Annotated in this window: 19 protein-coding genes; 12 read left to right on the forward strand and 7 right to left on the reverse strand. The window is 50.9% G+C overall.

Translation table 11 applies throughout. The annotated features are described in order from the left end of the window. Positions 1–16 precede the first annotated feature (16 nt). A complete protein-coding gene (aqpZ, locus tag FEK30_RS01705; protein WP_138071408.1) occupies positions 17–772 on the forward strand; it encodes an aquaporin Z in 756 nt (251 codons plus the stop codon). Positions 773–896: 124 nt separating this feature from the next. Here aqpZ and FEK30_RS01710 read toward each other — a convergent pair whose 3' ends face one another. After that, a complete protein-coding gene (locus FEK30_RS01710; RefSeq protein ID WP_012308025.1) occupies positions 897–1,097 on the reverse strand; it encodes a hypothetical protein in 201 nt (66 codons plus the stop codon). Positions 1,098–1,337: 240 nt separating this feature from the next. Between FEK30_RS01710 and glyA the strand changes: the two genes are divergently transcribed. From glyA to FEK30_RS01725, 3 genes are all read left to right on the forward strand, one after another. Next, positions 1,338–2,621 carry a serine hydroxymethyltransferase gene (gene glyA / locus FEK30_RS01715; RefSeq protein WP_065711720.1) on the forward strand — a complete coding sequence of 428 codons (1,284 nt, stop codon included), beginning with the start codon at positions 1,338–1,340 and terminating at the stop codon, positions 2,619–2,621. 113 nt (positions 2,622–2,734) lie between these two features. Next, positions 2,735–3,796 (forward strand): glycosyltransferase family 4 protein, encoded by a 1,062-nt coding sequence (locus FEK30_RS01720; protein WP_012308027.1) that lies wholly within the window; start codon positions 2,735–2,737, stop codon positions 3,794–3,796. A 5-nt stretch (positions 3,797–3,801) separates the two neighbouring features. Beyond that, positions 3,802–4,563 carry a 5-formyltetrahydrofolate cyclo-ligase gene (locus FEK30_RS01725; protein ID WP_138071410.1) on the forward strand — a complete coding sequence of 254 codons (762 nt, stop codon included), beginning with the start codon at positions 3,802–3,804 and terminating at the stop codon, positions 4,561–4,563. Here FEK30_RS01725 and FEK30_RS01730 read toward each other — a convergent pair. Together FEK30_RS01730 and FEK30_RS01735 are read right to left on the reverse strand one after the other, a co-directional pair. Continuing rightward, a complete protein-coding gene (locus FEK30_RS01730) occupies positions 4,560–5,294 on the reverse strand; it encodes an undecaprenyl-phosphate galactose phosphotransferase family protein (protein WP_138071412.1) in 735 nt (244 codons plus the stop codon). The genes FEK30_RS01725 and FEK30_RS01730 overlap by 4 nt on opposite strands. Positions 5,295–5,343: 49 nt before the next feature. Next, positions 5,344–6,501, reverse strand: coding sequence for a glycosyltransferase (locus FEK30_RS01735; protein WP_138071414.1), 1,158 nt, complete (start codon positions 6,499–6,501; stop codon positions 5,344–5,346). Positions 6,502–6,761: 260 nt separating this feature from the next. Here FEK30_RS01735 and FEK30_RS01740 point away from each other — a divergent pair, with 260 nt between their 5' ends. Together FEK30_RS01740 and FEK30_RS16690 are read left to right on the forward strand one after the other, a co-directional pair. After that, entirely contained in the window at positions 6,762–7,547 is a 786-nt protein-coding gene (locus tag FEK30_RS01740) for a CsgG/HfaB family protein (protein WP_012308031.1), read from the forward strand. Between the two features lie 202 nt (positions 7,548–7,749). Beyond that, a complete protein-coding gene (locus tag FEK30_RS16690) occupies positions 7,750–7,896 on the forward strand; it encodes a hypothetical protein (protein WP_156785474.1) in 147 nt (48 codons plus the stop codon). Between the two features lie 77 nt (positions 7,897–7,973). Here the strand turns inward: FEK30_RS16690 and FEK30_RS01745 are convergent, their stop codons facing one another. Beyond that, positions 7,974–8,822, reverse strand: a complete 849-nt coding sequence (locus tag FEK30_RS01745; protein ID WP_138071416.1) for a GNAT family N-acetyltransferase — start codon at positions 8,820–8,822, stop codon at positions 7,974–7,976. Positions 8,823–8,939: 117 nt separating this feature from the next. Between FEK30_RS01745 and FEK30_RS01750 the strand changes: the two genes are divergently transcribed. From FEK30_RS01750 to FEK30_RS01765, 4 genes are all read left to right on the forward strand, one after another. Then, positions 8,940–9,248 (forward strand): urease subunit beta, encoded by a 309-nt coding sequence (locus FEK30_RS01750; protein ID WP_138073714.1) that lies wholly within the window; start codon positions 8,940–8,942, stop codon positions 9,246–9,248. Further along, positions 9,249–10,148: an ROK family protein gene (locus tag FEK30_RS01755; protein ID WP_138071418.1), complete on the forward strand. Its 900-nt coding sequence runs from the start codon at positions 9,249–9,251 to the stop codon at positions 10,146–10,148. Between the two features lie 188 nt (positions 10,149–10,336). After that, complete coding sequence (locus tag FEK30_RS16875) at positions 10,337–11,215, forward strand: hypothetical protein (RefSeq protein ID WP_181445669.1); 879 nt, start codon at positions 10,337–10,339, stop codon at positions 11,213–11,215. A gap of 78 nt (positions 11,216–11,293) precedes the next feature. Then, positions 11,294–11,881: a TetR/AcrR family transcriptional regulator gene (locus FEK30_RS01765; RefSeq protein ID WP_030006919.1), complete on the forward strand. Its 588-nt coding sequence runs from the start codon at positions 11,294–11,296 to the stop codon at positions 11,879–11,881. 108 nt (positions 11,882–11,989) lie between these two features. On the opposite strand, the gene FEK30_RS01770 is transcribed toward FEK30_RS01765, so the two are convergent. Next, complete coding sequence (locus FEK30_RS01770; RefSeq protein WP_030006920.1) at positions 11,990–12,718, reverse strand: Bax inhibitor-1/YccA family protein; 729 nt, start codon at positions 12,716–12,718, stop codon at positions 11,990–11,992. Between the two features lie 156 nt (positions 12,719–12,874). Between FEK30_RS01770 and accA the strand changes: the two genes are divergently transcribed. Continuing rightward, positions 12,875–13,852 (forward strand): acetyl-CoA carboxylase carboxyl transferase subunit alpha, encoded by a 978-nt coding sequence (gene accA / locus FEK30_RS01775; RefSeq protein ID WP_065711266.1) that lies wholly within the window; start codon positions 12,875–12,877, stop codon positions 13,850–13,852. 718 nt (positions 13,853–14,570) lie between these two features. Beyond that, entirely contained in the window at positions 14,571–15,290 is a 720-nt protein-coding gene (gene folE / locus FEK30_RS01780; RefSeq protein ID WP_012308040.1) for a GTP cyclohydrolase I FolE, read from the forward strand. 110 nt (positions 15,291–15,400) lie between these two features. On the opposite strand, the gene FEK30_RS01785 is transcribed toward folE, so the two are convergent. Together FEK30_RS01785 and FEK30_RS01790 are read right to left on the reverse strand one after the other, a co-directional pair. After that, the gene (locus tag FEK30_RS01785) at positions 15,401–16,510 is read right to left on the reverse strand and encodes an alkene reductase (protein ID WP_315862727.1); all 1,110 of its coding nucleotides are present in this window, start codon (positions 16,508–16,510) and stop codon (positions 15,401–15,403) included. A 63-nt stretch (positions 16,511–16,573) separates the two neighbouring features. Beyond that, the gene (locus FEK30_RS01790; RefSeq protein WP_138071422.1) at positions 16,574–18,241 is read right to left on the reverse strand and encodes a helicase HerA domain-containing protein; all 1,668 of its coding nucleotides are present in this window, start codon (positions 18,239–18,241) and stop codon (positions 16,574–16,576) included. Positions 18,242–18,249 lie beyond the last annotated feature (8 nt).

The raw sequence follows: 18,249 nt of genomic DNA on the forward strand, positions 1-18,249 counted from the left end.
GTAATTGGCGACATACATGAAGAAATACATTGCAGAATTTCTAGGGACATTCTGGTTGGTTCTGGGGGGATGTGGCAGTGCTGTTTTTGCCGCCGTCGTTGCCCTATCCGACGCTGACCTTTCCAACGGCTTAGGTCTGGGTTTTCTGGGGGTTTCCCTGGCCTTTGGTTTAACAGTTGTGACTGGCGCCTATGCTTTCGGGCATATTTCTGGTGGCCATTTTAACCCGGCAGTTTCCTTTGGCCTCTGGGCCGCCAAACGCTTTCCTGGGCATGAACTACTTCCCTATATCGTGGCCCAGGTGTTGGGAGGAGCTTTAGCTGGCCTTGTCATTTTGGTGGTCGGCAGTGGCAATGGAGCCTTAGACTTATCCGGCTCGAATCCCCTGGCTACCAACGGCTTTGGGAGTCATTCTCCAGGTGGCTATGGCTTACTGGCGGCTTTGATTACCGAAATTGTCATGACCTTTATGTTTTTGATGATTATTTTGGGTTCCACAGATCGCCGTGCCCCCGCCGGTTTTGCCCCAGTTGCCATTGGTCTTGGTTTAACGTTGATTCACTTGATTAGTATTCCAATCACCAATACCTCGGTCAATCCGGCTCGGAGTACGGGCGTCGCTCTCTTTTGTGGCAACGTCGAATTAATCGGTCAGCTATGGCTCTTTTGGGTGGCACCTATTTTTGGGGCGATCGCCGCAGGATATGCCTATAATGCTTTCTTTAGCGAAACAAAAGATACAACGGGTACTGGGGCGCCGACGATCGCTTAGGCCTGTACCAGACATAATCTTTACCTGATATTTCCCCCATCGCTTGATTTTTCAAAACCTGGGGGATTTTTTATGGTCAATCTCTGGAATTGAATTTGAATTAAGTTCGCTGGAGACAGGGAACCTAATCGCCAACATCCGCAATCCGAAAACCCATCTGGCACTCATAGGTCGTCGCCACCTTGGGAAAATTGCCATTGATGAGATGGCCGCAACATAATTTGCCCTGGCGTACGCGGGGGGTGCCACTTTGATCGGCCATTAAACAGCCCTGGCACACTTGATCAGTGGGTAAGATCTGTCCATCCGTAAGGATCATCAACATCTGCGCTTGCCTCCCATGGGACCCAACAACCACTCTTGCTTAATTTTTATTGTAAAGGGAACTGCTGATAAATTCGTTAAACTTGCTACACTGCTTAACCTTGGGAGCCATAGCGCCATTTACCTAGCCCGGCCCGCCGAGGAATGTTTGTTAAAATTTTAGCGATGCCGATGGTATAATGCGCCATCCGCAGGAAGTATTTTTAAATTTTATTTGCGATTGCGAAAGGAAGACCTCACCGTGACCCAAACTAACCTTGATTTTTTAGCCCAAACCGATAGCGTTGTTGCTGGGATGATTGCCAGTGAACTCAACCGCCAGCGGGTACACCTCGAACTCATCGCCAGCGAAAACTTCACCTCCCCAGCGGTGATGGCGGCCCAGGGTTCTGTCCTCACGAATAAGTATGCCGAAGGTCTTCCCAATAAGCGTTATTACGGTGGCTGCGAATTTGTCGATCAAGTAGAGCAAATTGCCATTGATCGCGTCAAGGAATTGTTTGGGGCAGCCCACGCCAATGTTCAACCCCACTCCGGCGCCCAGGCCAACTTTGCGGTGTTCCTAACGCTCCTGGAACCCGGTGACAAAATTATGGGGATGGACTTGTCCCATGGGGGCCACTTGACCCACGGTTCGCCGGTGAATGTGTCGGGGAAATGGTTTGAAGTGGTGCAGTATGGCGTGAACAAAGAAACAGAACGCCTCGATTATGATGAAATCCGCGAAATTGCCCTGCGGGAAAAACCGAAGCTGATCATCTGTGGTTATTCTGCTTATCCGCGCATTATTGAGTTTGATAAATTCCGGGCGATCGCCGATGAAGTAGGTGCCTATCTGATGGCGGACATTGCCCACATTGCGGGATTAGTCGCAACAGGCCATCACCCCAACCCAATTCCCCACTGCGATGTGGTTACCACTACTACCCATAAAACGCTCCGTGGCCCCCGGGGTGGTCTGATCATGACCCGCGACGCCGAACTGGGCAAGAAATTTGATAAGTCGGTGTTCCCCGGTAGCCAAGGCGGCCCCCTTGAGCATGTCATTGCGGGTAAAGCGGTGGCCTTCGGCGAAGCCCTCAAGCCGGAATTTAAAGCCTATTCTGCCCAGGTAATTGCTAATGCCCAGGCGATGGCCAATACCCTCGTCAGCCGTGGCTTCAAACTCGTTTCTAACGGGACAGATAACCACCTGATGCTTGTGGATATGCGCTCCATTGGCATGAACGGGAAGCGGGCTGATGCTTTGATCAGTGAGATCAACATCACCGCCAACAAAAACACCGTTCCCTTCGATCCTGAGAAGCCTTGGATTGGGAGCGGCATCCGTCTCGGTTCGCCAGCGATGACCACCCGGGGCCTCAAGGAAGTAGACTTTGCCGAAATTGCCAACATCATTGCGGATCGTCTGTTAAATCCCGATGATGAAGCGGTGAAACAGGATTGTCTGGGTCGCGTTGCGGATCTTTGTGAAAAGTTCCCCCTCTACCCCCATTTGCAGATTCCGGTAGCGGCGATCGCCTAAATTCTTTAATATCTTTTTAAATAATGGAAAGCTCAGGTTTAATGAAAAAGGTAACCTGGGTTTTTTCTTATTTCGGTTTTGCTCTACTCTCTCTGTTCTTAGCCAACGCCAATATGCCGAAGGAATTGTTGTATTTAGTCACGAGTCTAATCGCCCTGGTTGTGGTGCTGATTAGTACCCCCATTGTGAAAGCGATTGGCTTACGGAGTGGCCGGGTAGACCGACCCAACGAGCGGAAAGTCCATGACCGACCGATGGTGCGCTTGGGTGGCGTGGCGATTTTTATGGGCACCCTCGTCTCCCTAGGGACGGCTTGGCAGATGGATTGGTTCCCCCCATTGTTCCCTGGGGAACAATGGCCGATCTTAGGGGTGCTTTTCGGGGCGATCGCCTTTTTTGGAATTGGCTTTGGGGACGATTTATTTGAATTAAGCGCCTTATCGCGACTGTTGATGCAATTCGTCGCAGCGGGAATTGCCTGGTTAATGGGGGTACAAATCGAATTTTTGACGATTCCGTTTACCGGGGAAGTGTTTTCTGTGGGCTGGTTGAGCCTACCTTTGACCCTAATTTGGCTTGTGGGCATGGCCAACGCGATCAACTGGATTGACGGCCTTGATGGTCTAGCGGCGGGGGTTTCGGGGATTGCGGCGGCGGTGTTATTGGTGACGACCCTCTATCTCAACGAACCCATGGTGGCTTTTATTGCGGCGGCCTTAGCGGGATCGGCCCTCGGCTTTTTGCGCTACAACTTCAACCCCGCCCAAATTTTCATGGGGGATGGTGGCTCTTATTTTATGGGCTTTACCCTGGCGGCGATGGGGGTGGTGGGCCTCGTGAAAACGACGGCGGCGGCAGCGGTGCTCTTGCCCTATGTGATTTTGGCGGTGCCCTTGATCGATATGACCACGGTGGTTTTTTCGCGGATTAGTAGCGGCTCTTCCCCCTTCAAACCGGATAAACGGCACCTGCACCACCGACTTTTGGCGGCGGGTTTTTCCCATCGCACTACGGTTCTATTTATCTATGGCCTTACCCTCTGGGCAGGGAGTTTGGCGATCGCCTTTTCGGGTCTCCCCAGCGGCACCCTCTATGCGGGGATTACGTCCCTAATTGTCGGGGTTTGGGGGTGGCAACTGTGGCGCAGGCGCGATTTTCCCGTCCACCGCAAATAGCACCAATGGCACATTCCCCTTGGCAGCATTACAACCCCACAAAAGCACGCCTTAGGCAAACCATTTGGGACTGCTTGGCAACGGCTGGAGCAACGGTAACGCCTCCCCACGGCCACATTCCGAATTTCGTCGGGGCGATCGCCGCCGCTGAGAAATTAACTACTTTGGATATTTGGCGACAGGCAACGGTGATTAAGTGCAATCCCGATCAGCCCCAGGCCCCTGTACGTCACCAAGCCTTGGCTGCGGGAAAAACCTTGTATATGGCGGTGCCGCAGTTGGTGAATGAATCTTGCTTTGTCGCCATTACGCGGGAGCAGCTACCCCAAGGCCTCGATTTGGCGATCGCCGCTGAAAAAAACAACATCCTCAAATATGGCCGTCCCGTTAGTTTCGTGGAAATGAAAACCATTGATTTAGCGGTGGTGGGCTGTGTAGCGGTGAGTGTGGCCGGCGGACGTACGGGGAAAGGAGCAGGTTTCGCCGATTTAGAACTAGCGATGCTTCAGCACTTTGGCCTGATGAACGAAAAAACGACCATTGTGACCACGGTGCACGATTTGCAGGTGGTGCCCCCCGCAGCGTTACCCCTAGAAGCCCACGACTGGCCCCTGGATTGGCTTTGTACCCCCACAACTATTTATCAAACGCACCACAACCAGCCGCAACCCCAAGGCCTTGATTGGCAGCAGATTCGCCCCCAGCAGTGGGAAACAATCCCGATTCTCAAAAAGCTTTATGCAGAAAATTCGGAAAAGTCGCCCTAGTAGGCACCGTTATTTTTCGGGAACAGCATCACAAAAACAGTTTTACAGACAATCCACAAATCCATAAACCAATGGCGATGGTGCACATAGTAAGAATCCATCCGTACCCTTGTGCCGTAGGGAATATCGTTGCGCCCAGACACCTGCCATAGCCCCGTGAGACCCGGACGAATGGTCAAAACTTTGTCGATGTGGCGACCGTATTTATAAAGTTCTTTGGGGACAAGGGGCCGGGGGCCAACAATGCTCATATCGCCTTTTAAAACATTCCAAAACTGGGGGAATTCATCGAGGCTGGTGAGGCGCAAAATATGGCCAATGCCAGTAATTCTTGGGTCTTTTTTGAGCTTGAAATCCTGTTCAAATTCGGCGCGCAACTCTGGCGATCGCCGCAACATTTCTTCGAGTACGGCGTCAGCATTCATAACCATCGTCCGAAATTTGATGCAGCCAAAGGGACGAAAATCTTTGCCAACCCGCCGTTGTACATAAAAAACAGGGCCGGGAGAGGTGAGTTTAATGATTAGGGCGATCACCAAATAGAGGGGAGAAAATAGCACCAGAACGCCGAGGGAAAAACAAATGTCAAAGCTCCGCTTCGCCACCGCCCCATCGAGCCAGCGCCGCAGGGACAGGGAGCGGTGATCGCTGGGGGCAAACAAAAACTCTGAGCTTTGTCGTGCTAGCCCAGCCACGAATTTCAGCGCATCAAACTGCCGATAAACTGCCATTACGATCCTCTCCACACACCAAAAACTGCCTGGCTGTTAGGGTCACGCCTCACCACTGGTCAAACCCTGGGAAAATGGAGCGGGGCGATCGCCATTTGCGCCATTTTTCTTGACAGTTGTCTACAAATTCTACATAGCTTTGCCGAAAAATGTTAGCGGCGAATTGCTGAGCTCTCACAAAACAAGCTTCCGGCTGAATATCTTGGGCCTGGGCCTCAAAACGCTCGACTCCATTGGCGATCGCCTGGGCCGATTGTTGAGGAAACAAAATCCCCGTTTTGCCATCGGCGACAATTTCGGCAGCCCCCCCGCGATTGAAGGCAATCACAGGCGTCCCGCAGGCCTGGGCTTCGACCAAAACAATGCCAAAATCTTCACAGCCTGCATAAACATAGGCCTTTGCCCGCGCCAGGTAATCTTCCACCACTTCATCCGGTTGCCGCCCCAGGATTTGCACATTGGGTTTTGCCATCTTTTGGAGCTTTTCTAATTCTGGCCCGCCACCAATGACCACCAAATTTTTGCCCAACTGGTTAAACGCTTCTACGATTAACGCCACTTTTTTGTAGGGCACCAACCGCGACACCGTCACATAAAAATCATCCTTTTCCTCTCGGTAGGCAAAGCGCTCTAAATTGACCGGGGGATAAATCACCGCTGCCCGTCGCCGATAGCAGCGCCAGATCCGTTGGGCTGTCCAGTGGGAATTGGCAATAAAATAATCCACCTGGTTGGCACTGATCACATCCCATTGCCGCAGTCGATGGAGAAAATACCGCGCCAAAATCCCTTTAATGCCCTTGCCGAGGCCAGAATTATCTAAATAATCAAAGGTTAAATCCCAGGCATAGCGCATCGGTGTGTGGCAGTAGCAAATGTGTAGCTGGTGGGGCCGCGCCAAAACCCCTTTAGCCACCGCATGGGACGACGACAAAATTACGTCATAAGCTTCAAGGTTAAATTGCTCAATCGCCAGGGGCATCAGCGGCAGATAGTTTTGTAAACCATATTTTGCCCGGGGAAATTTTTGTAAAAAACTGGTGGCGATCGCCCGACCATAGAGATAGTTATCAGGGTTAGACGACTCAAAATCAATCAGAGCAAAAAGATCCGCCTCAATGTCCTGGAGCATTTCTCGCACCACCAGCTCTGAACCCCCCGTGGCGTAGGGCGTCAACCATTCATGAACAAGCGCGTAACGGGTCATGGGGACTCCCTTCTCCAAAGCAGTGGTCAAACCGAAAATGCCAGCTTCTAGCGAATTCCAGACCTTTTAGTATATTTCACCCCACAAAATCCTCAAACCGGGAACCCCAGCAGGGGACAAAAGCGTCAATATATGTTTAAGTGCAGTGAAGTGCATCAGTGTCAGTATGCGGCATATACATACAAGCGTATAAATATAAGGGCAAGCATACGGCACCATCCAAAATTTTGTCCTTATTCTGTAGCATCTGAAAGAAACCCATGAAAACCAATCAGCTTTTAACATCCGTGAGTCGCTCTACTGCCCTGGCCTTTCTCGCACTCACCCTAGGACTTGGGGGCGAAAAAGCGCTGGCTCAGTGGCAACCGACTATTTCTGTCCCAGAATTTAAAAACGAAACCAATGGCAGCTATTGGTGGTGGAACAGCAGCACCTCCCAAGAGCTGGCCGATGCCCTCAGCAATGAGCTTACTGCCACTGGCAACTTCCGCGTCGTTGAACGACAAAACCTAGGGGCCGTCCTGTCAGAACAGGAATTAGCTGAATTGGGAATTGTTCGCCCAGAAACGGGAGCCCAACGGGGCCAAGTCACAGGGGCGCAATACATCGTGCTCGGTCAGATCACCTCCTACGAAGAAGGGGTCAAGGAAGAATCGACTGGCTTTGGGCTCAGTGGCATTCGGATCGGTGGCGTCCGGCTCGGCGGTGGTGGCCGTGGCTCTAGTGAAGAGGCCTACGTTGCCGTGGATCTACGGGTTGTTGACTCGACCACTGGGGAAGTGCTCTATGCGCGTACCGTTGAAGGAAAGGCAAAATCTGATTCGACTTCCGGGGGTGCAACGGCTAGTTTTGCAGGGATTAATCTTGGTGGCGATCGCACCGAAACAAATCGCGCTCCCGTTGGCCAAGCGCTCCGGGCGGCATTGATTGAAGCCACTGATTATCTCAGTTGTGTAATGGTCGAACAAAATGGCTGCATGGCTGAATATGAAGCGAAGGACGAGCGCCGCCGGGAAAATACCCGGAGTGTTCTTGATCTTTTCTAGACCGTTGAGCTCGTTCCCCTTCCTTTAGGGACAATCAACATACAAGTCAGCGATCGCCGCTGATTTTTTTTGCCCATTTTCAGAAGACTTGTACCCCAAAAAAGCCCTTGAATCTTTGACGGCGGCTACATATAATATAGAAAAGATAGTTTCTGTATCAAAAGTAACTAAATCAAGTTTTTCTTAAAGGGAGTTTAAGGCTATGCGGATGCGTAAAGAAAAAAATGAAACCCTCCGGGCGATGGAACGGGTTTGGGCGAGACATATGCTCAAGCAGCAAGATGCCCAGAACAAAAATGCGGATGCAGTCCGGGAAGCAAAGGAAATTCTTAACGAATACGGCGAATAAGTCAGTTAAATAATTTTTACGGTAGGCATATGTGTTCAAACATATGCTTTTTTCATGACCTGAAACTCCAGAATGGGCTAGCCTAACTCAAAACTGGTCACCCCAAAAATGTTTTGGACAGGAATTGTTGGGGGCGCTTGGGTATACATCCGTGCTGTTTCAAACACGGGCTGTAGTTGGTAGCGTTGGGCCAGGGCGATCGCCTCTGGATTAACCATGGGCACATCGAGAAAAAGTTCACTGCCAGCAGGAAGACTGCTTTTGAGGGCGAGAAAGAGAACTGCCGCGATTTCGGCATTGTCAGCAAAGAGGGGGCCAATTTTATAACCCCGACGACAGGGACGCACCATGCCATAGCCTGTAATTTCAGTCTTATTGACCATCACCCAGGTGGTGCTGTCCGGTTGCTGTAGCCACGATTTTAAAAAGGTGCGGCGATCGCCCGGAAAAAATCGCCGATCATACTCATCAATGCTTTCAAAATTGACCACTGCCAAGGGCTTTAAACCAGGAGATTCCGGAACCTGGCCACCACCGAGGCCACTGTAGCGCACGTTGTTGTAGGCCAGATTAAAGCCCGATTTTTTGTAATTTTCCTGCTGGGCGACGACCCCATCGAGACCGACATTGCGACTGGCCACGGAGGCGATCGCCGCCTGCCAAATTTGCCAACCATAACCCTGGCCACGGTACTCTGGTTTGACGATATAGAAACCAATGAACGCAAAATTTGGGGCATATTTCACCGCCGAAATACTGGCGATCGCCACCCCATCCAGCAAGCCCACCAGAAATCCCGTGGGATCGGCGGCATAGAAACTGGCAGCATCCTGTAGGCCGGGATTCCAACCTTCCTGGGCGGCCCACTCAATCGCTAAATCTAGTTCCGTCCGGGTCATGGTTCTGATGGTGTAGGTTCCGCTCATCGGCGATCGCCCCCGTAAATTTTTTTCAGTCTAGCTTGGATATTTTGGCGACTTTTTGCTCTGTTGCATTTCCTGATAATTGCGTAGGATAAAAACAGTTTTTGGAGCGACATGGCGATGATTCCAGGCGAACTACGCCCCCAAGCCGGGGAAATTGAACTGAATGCTGGCCGAGAAACAAAGATAGTTACGGTTGCTAACAGCGGCGATCGCCCCATTCAAGTGGGATCTCATTTCCATTTTTTTGAAGTCAATCGTGCCCTGCGGTTTGACCGGGCGGCTACAAAAGGAATGCGTTTAAATATCCCGGCGGGCACAGCAGTACGCTTTGAACCCGGTGACGAAAAGGACGTAGAATTAGTGGCCTTGGCGGGTCGTCGCCATGTGTATGGTCTGAATAATTTGGTAGATGGAGCATTGGACTAGATGAGCACAGTGATTGGGATTGATCTGGGGGGGACGGCCATCAAAGGGGGAAAATTTAGCCCTGATGGTCTTTGTTTAGCGGAAAAAGCAGTACCTACGCCCCAACCCAGTACCCCAACCGCCGTCGCCGAGGCGATCGCCAATTTAGTGAATGCGTTAAATCAAGATCACACCTGTAAAGCGGTGGGGATCGGCATTCCTGGCCCGGTGGATGGTACAGCGCGCATTGCCAAAGTTGCGATCAATCTCAGTGGTTGGCAGGATGTCCCCCTCGCCGATTGGGTGGAAGCAAAAACTGGTTTACCCACCACGTTAAATAATGATGCCAACTGTGCCGGTCTGGGAGAAGCATGGTTGGGGGCGGGGCGCGATCGCCAAAATCTGCTGCTTATTACCCTAGGTACGGGAGTCGGTGGGGCGGTAATCCTCAACGGGCAACTTTTTACGGGCCATTACGGTGCCGCTGGCGAGTTGGGGCTGATTACCCTCAATCCCGATGGCCCCCCCTGCAATAGCGGCAACAATGGCTCCTTCGAGCAGTATTGTTCAATTAATGGCGTTAAACGAATTTCTGGCAAAGATCCTGGGGAATTAGGAGAGCTGGCCGAGGCGGGAGATGCTGAAGCGATCGCCCATTGGCAAACCTACGGCAAACTGTTGGGGGCCGGGCTAACGAGCTTAATTTATATTTTCACCCCCGAAATGATTATCCTGGGGGGCGGCATCAGTGCCAGCAGTGACTTTTTCCTCCCAGCGGCGATCGCCGAAATTGAACGGCGGGTGCTGCCTTCTTCGCGGGTGGATTTAAAACTGACCAAGGCCCAGTTAGGCAACAATGCAGGTATGGTGGGTGCAGCAAAACTCGCCCTCGAAAAAATCTCAAATACCCTGGACAATTAGGGAGAATTATTGATGCCATCTCTGCTAGCTTGATCTTTTTAAAAAGCCTCCGCCAAAATACGGAAAACACCATAAACGTCATAGAAATTCACTGCAATGAGTTAGAAAACGAGATATTTGCATCTGTTTAGGGGAACTACAACTAAAGTAATCTCGTCCCTTAGTTATCCTCCTGGAATCCCTAAACCATGGCTTTCTACAAACAAATATCTGCTTTTTGCAGTGCCGCTTCTTTGTTGACAATTCCCCTGGCGATCGCCCCGGCCCAAGCCCAACAAAACTATCCCCTGACCTGTCGGGGTGGCGGGAATTTAAGCATTACCAATACCAGCGGTAACAAGGTGAAAATTGTCTTCCGGCCAGCCGCTGGCAGTGCTTCCCAAGGTTTACAACCGGGAGAATGTAGTTGGCAAGATCGTGCCTTTCGCTCCGGAGAACCCAATGTGATTTGTGATACTGGTGTCCGTGCTGCCCAGTATCTCCCCAAGCTCATGCAAAGTAGCGAATCTACGACACTCCGAGTGTTTAACGATAATACTCAAGGCTGTATGCAAGTCGTTGGCTTAGGCGCGGCTCCGGTACCCCCTACCACCAGCAACACTAATGATCGACCCCGTAATCCTGGCACGCCAAACACAAACCCAGCGACGCAGAATACGAATAACAATAACAACTCGTCTAATACCGCAAATACGGGAAATACTGGGAATGGTTCATTTACCAGCGGAAATCCTTCTAGTTCTGGGCAATTCCGGCCTGCTTTAAGGGGAATTTGGGATACTACTTACAGCTATACCGATGGAGAACTGCAGGGCTATATCGATTGGGGATTGTCGACGGTTGGGGGGCCGGATAGCACTGATTTCATGACTATCACCACAGAGGGTTGGGACGCAAATCAAAATGCCTATGTAATCAAAGGAACTGTTCAACTAGGACTCCTGGGTGCCCCTTTGGGTGGCCCTGTGAGAGATTTTGAGATGACTTTTACGACGCCTTGTCAGTTTGAAGGGGTCTATGGCAACTCCCTAAACCGACCAATACCCTGGTCTGGCACTTGCCCCTGATCACGAGATTTTTTGACGGTGCAGAGAAATTTCCTTTAGGATAAAACCAGTTTTTCTGCACTGTATCTAGGTTGTGCCATGGTGGGCCGAAAGCTTGCTTTTAACCGTAATGCTGCCCTTGAAAAGGCAATGGAATTGTTCTGGGAAAAGGGCTATAGCGCCACAAGCCTTGCGGAACTTTTGGACTACATGGGGATCCAGCGGCAAAGTCTGTACAACACCTTTGGCAATAAACATGATTTGTTCCTGGAGGCGATCGCCTACTACGGCAAAATCGCAGTGCGCCAGCTAGAAGAGCGGCTCAATTATTCCGCTTCCCCCCTCGAAAATCTCCGAAATTTGTTTTATCAAACCGCAGACAATGCCAAGCTCCTCGGTTGTCGGGGCTGTTTTGTCGTCAATGCAATGATTGAACTCGCGCCCCACGATCCCCAGGTGGCCGTCCTTGTGGAAGATATTGCCACCAATGTCGAACAAATTTTTACGAGTACCCTCAATCAGGCGATCGCCAAAGGAGAACTGCCCCCCAATTTTGACAGCCCGAAAACTGCCCGTTACCTCTACCACGTCCTTCTAGGATTAAATACCCGCATTAAAGGCTTGCCTAACCCCGAACACCTTAGAGAAACCCTCGACCTCGCCCTGATGGTGCTGCAACCCCAATAAAAAAGCCCCCTGGCCGATGAACCAGAGAGCCCATTCTCCCCTTGGGGGAGATGTCGAAGACAGTGGGGGCTAACTTCCCCTTGGGGGAGATGTCGAAGACAGTGGGGGTTAGTCGCGGCTATTGATGGCAATCAACAAGCGCAGAATAAACACAAATAGGTTGATATAGGTCAAATACATCGACAGAGCAGCCGAGAGATATTGCTCATTACGGTAGGCACGAGGCAACACATAGAAGTCAACTACCGCCGAACCAGCGAATAGTAACGTCCCTAAGCCAGAGATCCCGACCTCTAACCAACTGGGCGTGTAAACTCCAAAGAAAGCAAAACCAAGCTGGGCCAACAGCACCACAAACAAGGCAATAATTCCGAGGCGTACTGTTTGGGCCAGGGCTAAACCATCTTCATCGGAGAGGTTTGAGCCAATATTGCGCCCAATAATGAAGGTAATACCACAGCCGAGGGCTGCGATCCCAACCCCTTGGATCCCAACTCCCGCAGTACCGATGGCGAGGGCAACAATCCCTGTGAGGGTGTACCCAGAAAGTAGACTGTAGCCGGCCAAAAGAGGGAGGGCGACGCTATTATTTCCCTTTTCAGCGACTCCACGGGCAACGAAGAAGAGGGCCAATTCAGCGATCAGGGCAACCCAGAAGGTGGGCATAAAGATGCTGGGATTGGTTTGGATTACTCCCAAACCACCATAGGTTCCGAGGGCTGTCAGGAGTAGGCCACCCCCCAAGTAGGGCAGGGCATTTTTAATGACTTCTGGGCCAACCAGGGCTTGACCTTTGGCCTGCCGAATGGCGTCACGAAAATTACTGGTGTTGCTCATAAATAAGTGATTTGATGCTTGAAAAGTTAAAACTGCTTACTTTCTATTTTGACAAAACTTTTCGGGGGTGGCAGTACGGATTCCTTTACTGTTGGGGAGGCTTCCGGGGATAATAAACTTTGATTTGTGAACTGTCGTCAGTGAATTGAACTCACCATGCCGAAAACGGAGCGCCGGACGTTTCTGCTTGATTTTGAAAAACCTCTTTCGGAATTAGAATCACGCATCCATCAAATTCGTGATCTTGCTGCGGAGAATAATGTTGATGTTTCCGAACAGATTCAGCAGCTAGAGGCGCGGGCAGACCAGCTCCGGGAAGAAATTTTTAGTACCCTCACCCCGGCCCAACGGCTGCAATTGGCGCGGCATCCCCGGCGTCCCAGCACCCTTGACTATGTTCAAATGATGGCGGACGAGTGGTTTGAACTCCATGGCGATCGCGGTGGTTCTGATGATCCGGCTCTCATCGGTGGGGTGGCCCGCTTCGATGGTCAACCGGTGATGATGCTAGGGCACCAAAAGGGGCGCGACACAAAGGATAATGTCGCCCGGAATTTTGGCATGCCAGCTCCTGGGGGCTACCGTAAGGCGATGCGGCTGATGGACCATGCCAACCGTTTTGGGATGCCGATTTTAACGTTTATTGATACTCCTGGGGCTTGGGCGGGTTTAGAAGCGGAAAAGTTGGGCCAAGGGGAAGCGATCGCCTTTAACCTCCGGGAAATGTTTAGCCTCGATGTGCCGATTATTTGCACAGTCATTGGCGAAGGCGGTTCCGGTGGGGCCTTGGGGATTGGCGTCGGCGATCGCGTCTTGATGTTAAAAAATTCCGTTTACACAGTGGCGACCCCAGAGGCCTGTGCCGCCATTCTCTGGAAAGATGCCGGGAAATCAGAGCAGGCCGCCGCCGCCCTCAAGATTACAGCAGAGGACCTGAAAAGCCTTGAGATTATCGATGAAATTGTCCCAGAGCCAGCCTCCTGCGCCCACGCCGATCCCATTGGGGCCGCCCAACTCCTGAAAGCAGCGATCCAAGATAACCTCCAAACCCTGCTGAAGCTGACGCCAGAACGCCGCCGTGAATTGCGCTACCAGCGGTTCCGGAAAATTGGTGTGTTTTTAGAAAGTTCCTAACTTTAGGATCTGGTTTGGCATTCATGGGTACTGATTCTAATCATTTAGCAATATTTTGTAACATTTCCGAAATTTTGCTAGGATAAGAAGCCGCTGAGCCCTAATGTGAACTATGGGACTTTCCCCCAATTTTGTTCCTTTGCAAGGCAGTGAAATCACCAATATCCTTTCGTCTCCATTGGTAAACAGAGTTTAGGTCGTGGACATTTTTTCTGGGATTTTCTATGGACTAAGCTAAATTTTTTTGCCCACCCATCGCGCTATGTTGAGTGCAGTTCCCTGCCCATGATCTCTCTTGTCCACCTTTGGCGATCGCCTCTGCCCCTAAATTCTTGCAAACCCTTGGCCCTTCTTCCTTACCTTTGCGATGGCAGCCCCCCTGATATCCAAGCTCAATGTTCAACAGCATGGCAGGTTCGGGATTTTGTTTAACGCCTCATCCATTGCCATTCCGCAACTCCTGATCCCCAGACCCACCTGGCTGTGCCGTCATCGAATGACGCAGCTTAGTCATGTCTGGCTAAAGTTTTGGCCGCTCCAGGATTTTTATTTCCGAAAGCGTCCCCAAAGTATTCTTCAAGGGATTCGACCATCCGTTGAGCCCAGTATTGAAGAATTGACCATGATCTCTAAAGCAGGGAATCCAACAGTTTATTGTTAGCGAGGATCTACTCTCCCCTGCCCCAGTTCCTTTTACTTCTTCATTCCATACCGAATTATGACAACATCTTCTTCAAGCGGCTTCAATGGTTCTACAAAAACCATGGCGACTGATGCTCTAGGTCGTGACCTTAATGATCTGGTGACTCGGCCAGACCGCAATAGCCACAATGGCAAAGCAGCAAGTATCCGCCCTGCCACAGAAGAAAGCCAGCAGAAAATGGCAGAGGCTGTGCATACGATGCTAGAAGCCGTTGGCGAAGATCCTGACCGTGAAGGTCTTCTAAAGACGCCGCTGCGGGTGGCAAAAGCCATGCAGTTTCTGACCCAAGGCTATAACCAGTCCCTTGAAGACATCGTCAATGGTGCAATTTTCGATGAAGGGCACAATGAAATGGTATTGGTGCGGGACATCGATTTCTTTAGCCTCTGCGAACACCATATGTTGCCCTTTATGGGTCGTGCCCACGTGGCCTATATCCCGAATCAGAAAGTTGTGGGCCTCAGCAAATTAGCGCGGATCGTTGAGATGTATTCTCGCCGTCTCCAGGTGCAAGAACGCCTGACCCGACAAATTGCAGAAGCGGTCCAAGAAATCCTTGACCCCCAAGGGGTTGCGGTGGTGATGGAAGGGATTCACATGTGTATGTCTATGCGGGGTGTCCAAAAGCCCGGTTCTTGGACTGTTACCAGTGCCATGATTGGGTGCTTCCAGAAAGAACAAAAAACCCGTGAAGAGTTTCTCAACTTGATTCGTCACCAACCCAGCTTTATTTAAGGCAATTTGGGATTGTAGCGTCGCAATCTAAAACATAAGTAAGAGAAGGACAGCCCTAGGGCTGTCTTTTTTGCTAAATTGCCTATCAGCAATGGAAATCGACCAGCATCCTAGGCGGCATAGGTCGGAAAATCGGTATAGCCTTCCGCGCCTGTGGGGGCATACCAAGTAGCCATATCTGCATCGGGATTTAAGGCCCAGTTATTGGTGTAACGTTCAACGAGGTCGGGGTTACTAATAAAAGGACGGCCAATGGCAATTAGGTCCGCTTGCCCAGTGGCGATCGCCGTTTCTGCACTGCTTCGATCATAGCCACAATTACCCATGAGAACACCATCATAAACGGCCCGGAAATCAGCCAAGGTCAGCGGCTCTCCCAGTTCATGGAAGCCAAAGGCCAAACCATCCATCACATGAAGATAGGCCAAATTGTACCGATTGAGTTGACTGGCAGCATAGGTAAACTGCTCCCGGAAATCGGGCGAGCCCATATCATTAAAGGAACCATTGGGGGAAAAACGAACACCCACCCGACGGGAATCCCAGACCGTTGTTACCGCATCTAAAATTTCGAGGAGTAAACGACAACGATTCGTGGCGCTGCCACCATAGGCATCCGTACGATGATTCGTTTTCGATTGGAGGAATGTATCGAGTAAATAGCCGTTGGCGGCGTGAATCTCAATACCATCAAAGCCCGCTGCTTTTGCCCTGATTGCCGCCTGGCGATACTCCTCAATAATCCCAGGGATTTCTTCTGTTTCAATGGCCCTGGGGACTTCATAGGGCTGTTTGCCAAGGGGCGTATGAATTTCTTCGCCGTTATTAATTTTGATTGCAGAAGGGGCGATCGGCAATTGACCCCCATGGAAACTGCTATGGGAAGCGCGGCCCATGTGCCACAATTGCAAGAAAATCTTGCCGCCTTTGGCGTGGACGGCTTGGGTGGTGAGTTGCCATCCTTCAACCATGGCGTCCGTGTAAACACCTGGCGATTCATTCCAACCATTGGCCTGTTCTGAAATGGTTGTGGCCTCTGCAATAATTAGACCCGCCGAAGCCCGTTGGCCATAGTATTCCGCCATGAGCGCGTTGGGAATGCGATCTTGGCCAGCCCGTGCCCTGGTCATGGGAGCCATTACTACACGGTTTGTCAAAGGGAGATCCCAGAGGTGAAAGGGCTCTAAAAGCGTTGCAAAAGTCGTTGTCATAGATTTAATTGTTCTTTTTGACTACTTGGTCAACAAAATATTTGTTCATTGTAAACTTTTTTAACAATCTTCCTAAAAACCGAGATCTGTCTTAGCCAAATCTGCCTCGACAAACAAGGTTTCATCCGCCATCGTTTGCCAGTCATGGCAGCCAATTTCTTGGTAAAACGCCTGGTCATAGGAGCGCGTCCGCATCACTACCGGCATCGGGAGAGCGTGACCCAGCACGAGAGCCTGTTGTTTGGAATCTAATTTGGCCAGGACAGAGCGTAGGTTGCCGCCCCCAGAGACCCCCGTAAAAATCGCATCAATATCTTTTTCGTCATTGAGCAAGCAAGTTACCCGCGTGCCAATTTGGGACATGACTTCGTTGTCGATACCGGAGGGACGTTGATCGACGACCAGGAGGGTGACAAAATACTTCCGCATTTCCCTGGCGATCGTGCCAAAAATGGTTTGGTGGACAATCTTAGAGTCTAAAAATCGGTGGGCTTCTTCAATGGTGATCACCAGGGGCGTCGGTTTATTCTGGACGTTTTTGGTTTGCAGGTACAGATCTGCTTTTTTCACATAGGCGGCGTGAATGCGTCGGGTAATCATATTTGTCGCCAACATATACGACAACATATTAGATTGAGAACCAAACTCAATGATTACGTGTTTCCCGGCATCTAGGCTCTGGAGCAGTTGGTCGATGTAGTTAAAGGGGCAAGTTTGGCGGATATATTTAAGGTTTTCGAGTCGTTTTAATTTCCGTTGCAGAGCCATAATAGAACCAGCATGGCCTTGGCGTTCTTCGCAAAAGAGGCGGATATCTTCATTGCTCATCTCCAGAAGTTTGACAATCCAGGTACGACCAAACTCAGAATAGAGGACATTGGCATTATCGAGACTCGCCTCAGATAGCCCTAGTTCAAAACCAACGAGCCGAATATCTTCAATTTCAATTTGATCGAAGCTGAGGTAAAGTTCCTGGGCATCGCGCACCCCCCGTCGTTGGGTGGATTCTGAATCGAGGGTATAGATTTCAACTTGACCGGGGAAAAGCTGCCGGAGACCTTTAACGGTACTGACGCCTTTGCCCTCTTCAATCGCTTCCCAACCGTATTCAGAATGCATATCAAACATCAGGTTTACGGCGGCCCGTCGCTTGATAATGCCAGACAGCAATAACCGGGTCAGGAAGGATTTGCCGGTGCCAGACTTACCAAAAATGCCGTTACTTCGTTCCACAAAGCGGTCAAGGTCGAGGCAAATGGGCACATCCATATCGAGGGGACGGCCAATGGCAAATTTTTTGTGGTGGGGGTCGTCCTCCCAACCAAATACTCGTCGAAAGTCTTGTTCGTTGGCTTCGTAAACTTGACTGAAGTGACTGGGGATCGTTTTTACGGGCAGTAGCTCAAGGGTCTCAAAGTTTTCTGTTTCGTGCTCTTCTGTTTGGCTGGGGGTAAACATTAGCATCGGTGCGAGTTCGACGGTGCCATAGGTGCTGGTTCCGGCGAGGACGGCTTGGAGGAAATCGTCGTTGGGATTGGGCGGATCGGCGAGGATGCGGGGGCTAGAGGTGCCCAGGGAAACATCGGTGAGAAGACAGAAAAATTGGGAGCGGCTCCCTTTGACGACGAGAAATTTACCGACGCGCATTTCTTCGACGGACACATCGCCATGGAGACGGACTTCGAGGCCTTGGCTTAGGGAACCTTGAATTACGGAGCCAAGGGGGTGTTCGGTGGTCATGGGCAACT

Origin of the sequence: Picosynechococcus sp. PCC 11901 (assembly GCF_005577135.1) — a bacterium.
In the GTDB taxonomy this organism is placed as follows: Bacteria; Cyanobacteriota; Cyanobacteriia; order Cyanobacteriales; family MRBY01; genus MRBY01.

Coding starts and splice junctions, on each gene's coding strand:
- aqpZ (WP_138071408.1), top strand. CDS start 17: ATGAAGAAATACATTGCAGAATTTCTAGGGACATTCTGGTTGGTTCTG.
- FEK30_RS01710 (WP_012308025.1), bottom strand. CDS start 1,097: ATGTTGATGATCCTTACGGATGGACAGATCTTACCCACTGATCAAGTG.
- FEK30_RS01720 (WP_012308027.1), top strand. CDS start 2,735: ATGCCGAAGGAATTGTTGTATTTAGTCACGAGTCTAATCGCCCTGGTT.
- FEK30_RS01725 (WP_138071410.1), top strand. CDS start 3,802: ATGGCACATTCCCCTTGGCAGCATTACAACCCCACAAAAGCACGCCTT.
- FEK30_RS01730 (WP_138071412.1), bottom strand. CDS start 5,294: ATGGCAGTTTATCGGCAGTTTGATGCGCTGAAATTCGTGGCTGGGCTA.
- FEK30_RS01735 (WP_138071414.1), bottom strand. CDS start 6,501: ATGACCCGTTACGCGCTTGTTCATGAATGGTTGACGCCCTACGCCACG.
- FEK30_RS01740 (WP_012308031.1), top strand. CDS start 6,762: ATGAAAACCAATCAGCTTTTAACATCCGTGAGTCGCTCTACTGCCCTG.
- FEK30_RS16690 (WP_156785474.1), top strand. CDS start 7,750: ATGCGGATGCGTAAAGAAAAAAATGAAACCCTCCGGGCGATGGAACGG.
- FEK30_RS01745 (WP_138071416.1), bottom strand. CDS start 8,822: ATGAGCGGAACCTACACCATCAGAACCATGACCCGGACGGAACTAGAT.
- FEK30_RS01750 (WP_138073714.1), top strand. CDS start 8,940: ATGATTCCAGGCGAACTACGCCCCCAAGCCGGGGAAATTGAACTGAAT.
- FEK30_RS01755 (WP_138071418.1), top strand. CDS start 9,249: ATGAGCACAGTGATTGGGATTGATCTGGGGGGGACGGCCATCAAAGGG.
- FEK30_RS16875 (WP_181445669.1), top strand. CDS start 10,337: ATGGCTTTCTACAAACAAATATCTGCTTTTTGCAGTGCCGCTTCTTTG.
- FEK30_RS01765 (WP_030006919.1), top strand. CDS start 11,294: ATGGTGGGCCGAAAGCTTGCTTTTAACCGTAATGCTGCCCTTGAAAAG.
- FEK30_RS01770 (WP_030006920.1), bottom strand. CDS start 12,718: ATGAGCAACACCAGTAATTTTCGTGACGCCATTCGGCAGGCCAAAGGT.
- accA (WP_065711266.1), top strand. CDS start 12,875: ATGCCGAAAACGGAGCGCCGGACGTTTCTGCTTGATTTTGAAAAACCT.
- folE (WP_012308040.1), top strand. CDS start 14,571: ATGACAACATCTTCTTCAAGCGGCTTCAATGGTTCTACAAAAACCATG.
- FEK30_RS01790 (WP_138071422.1), bottom strand. CDS start 18,241: ATGACCACCGAACACCCCCTTGGCTCCGTAATTCAAGGTTCCCTAAGC.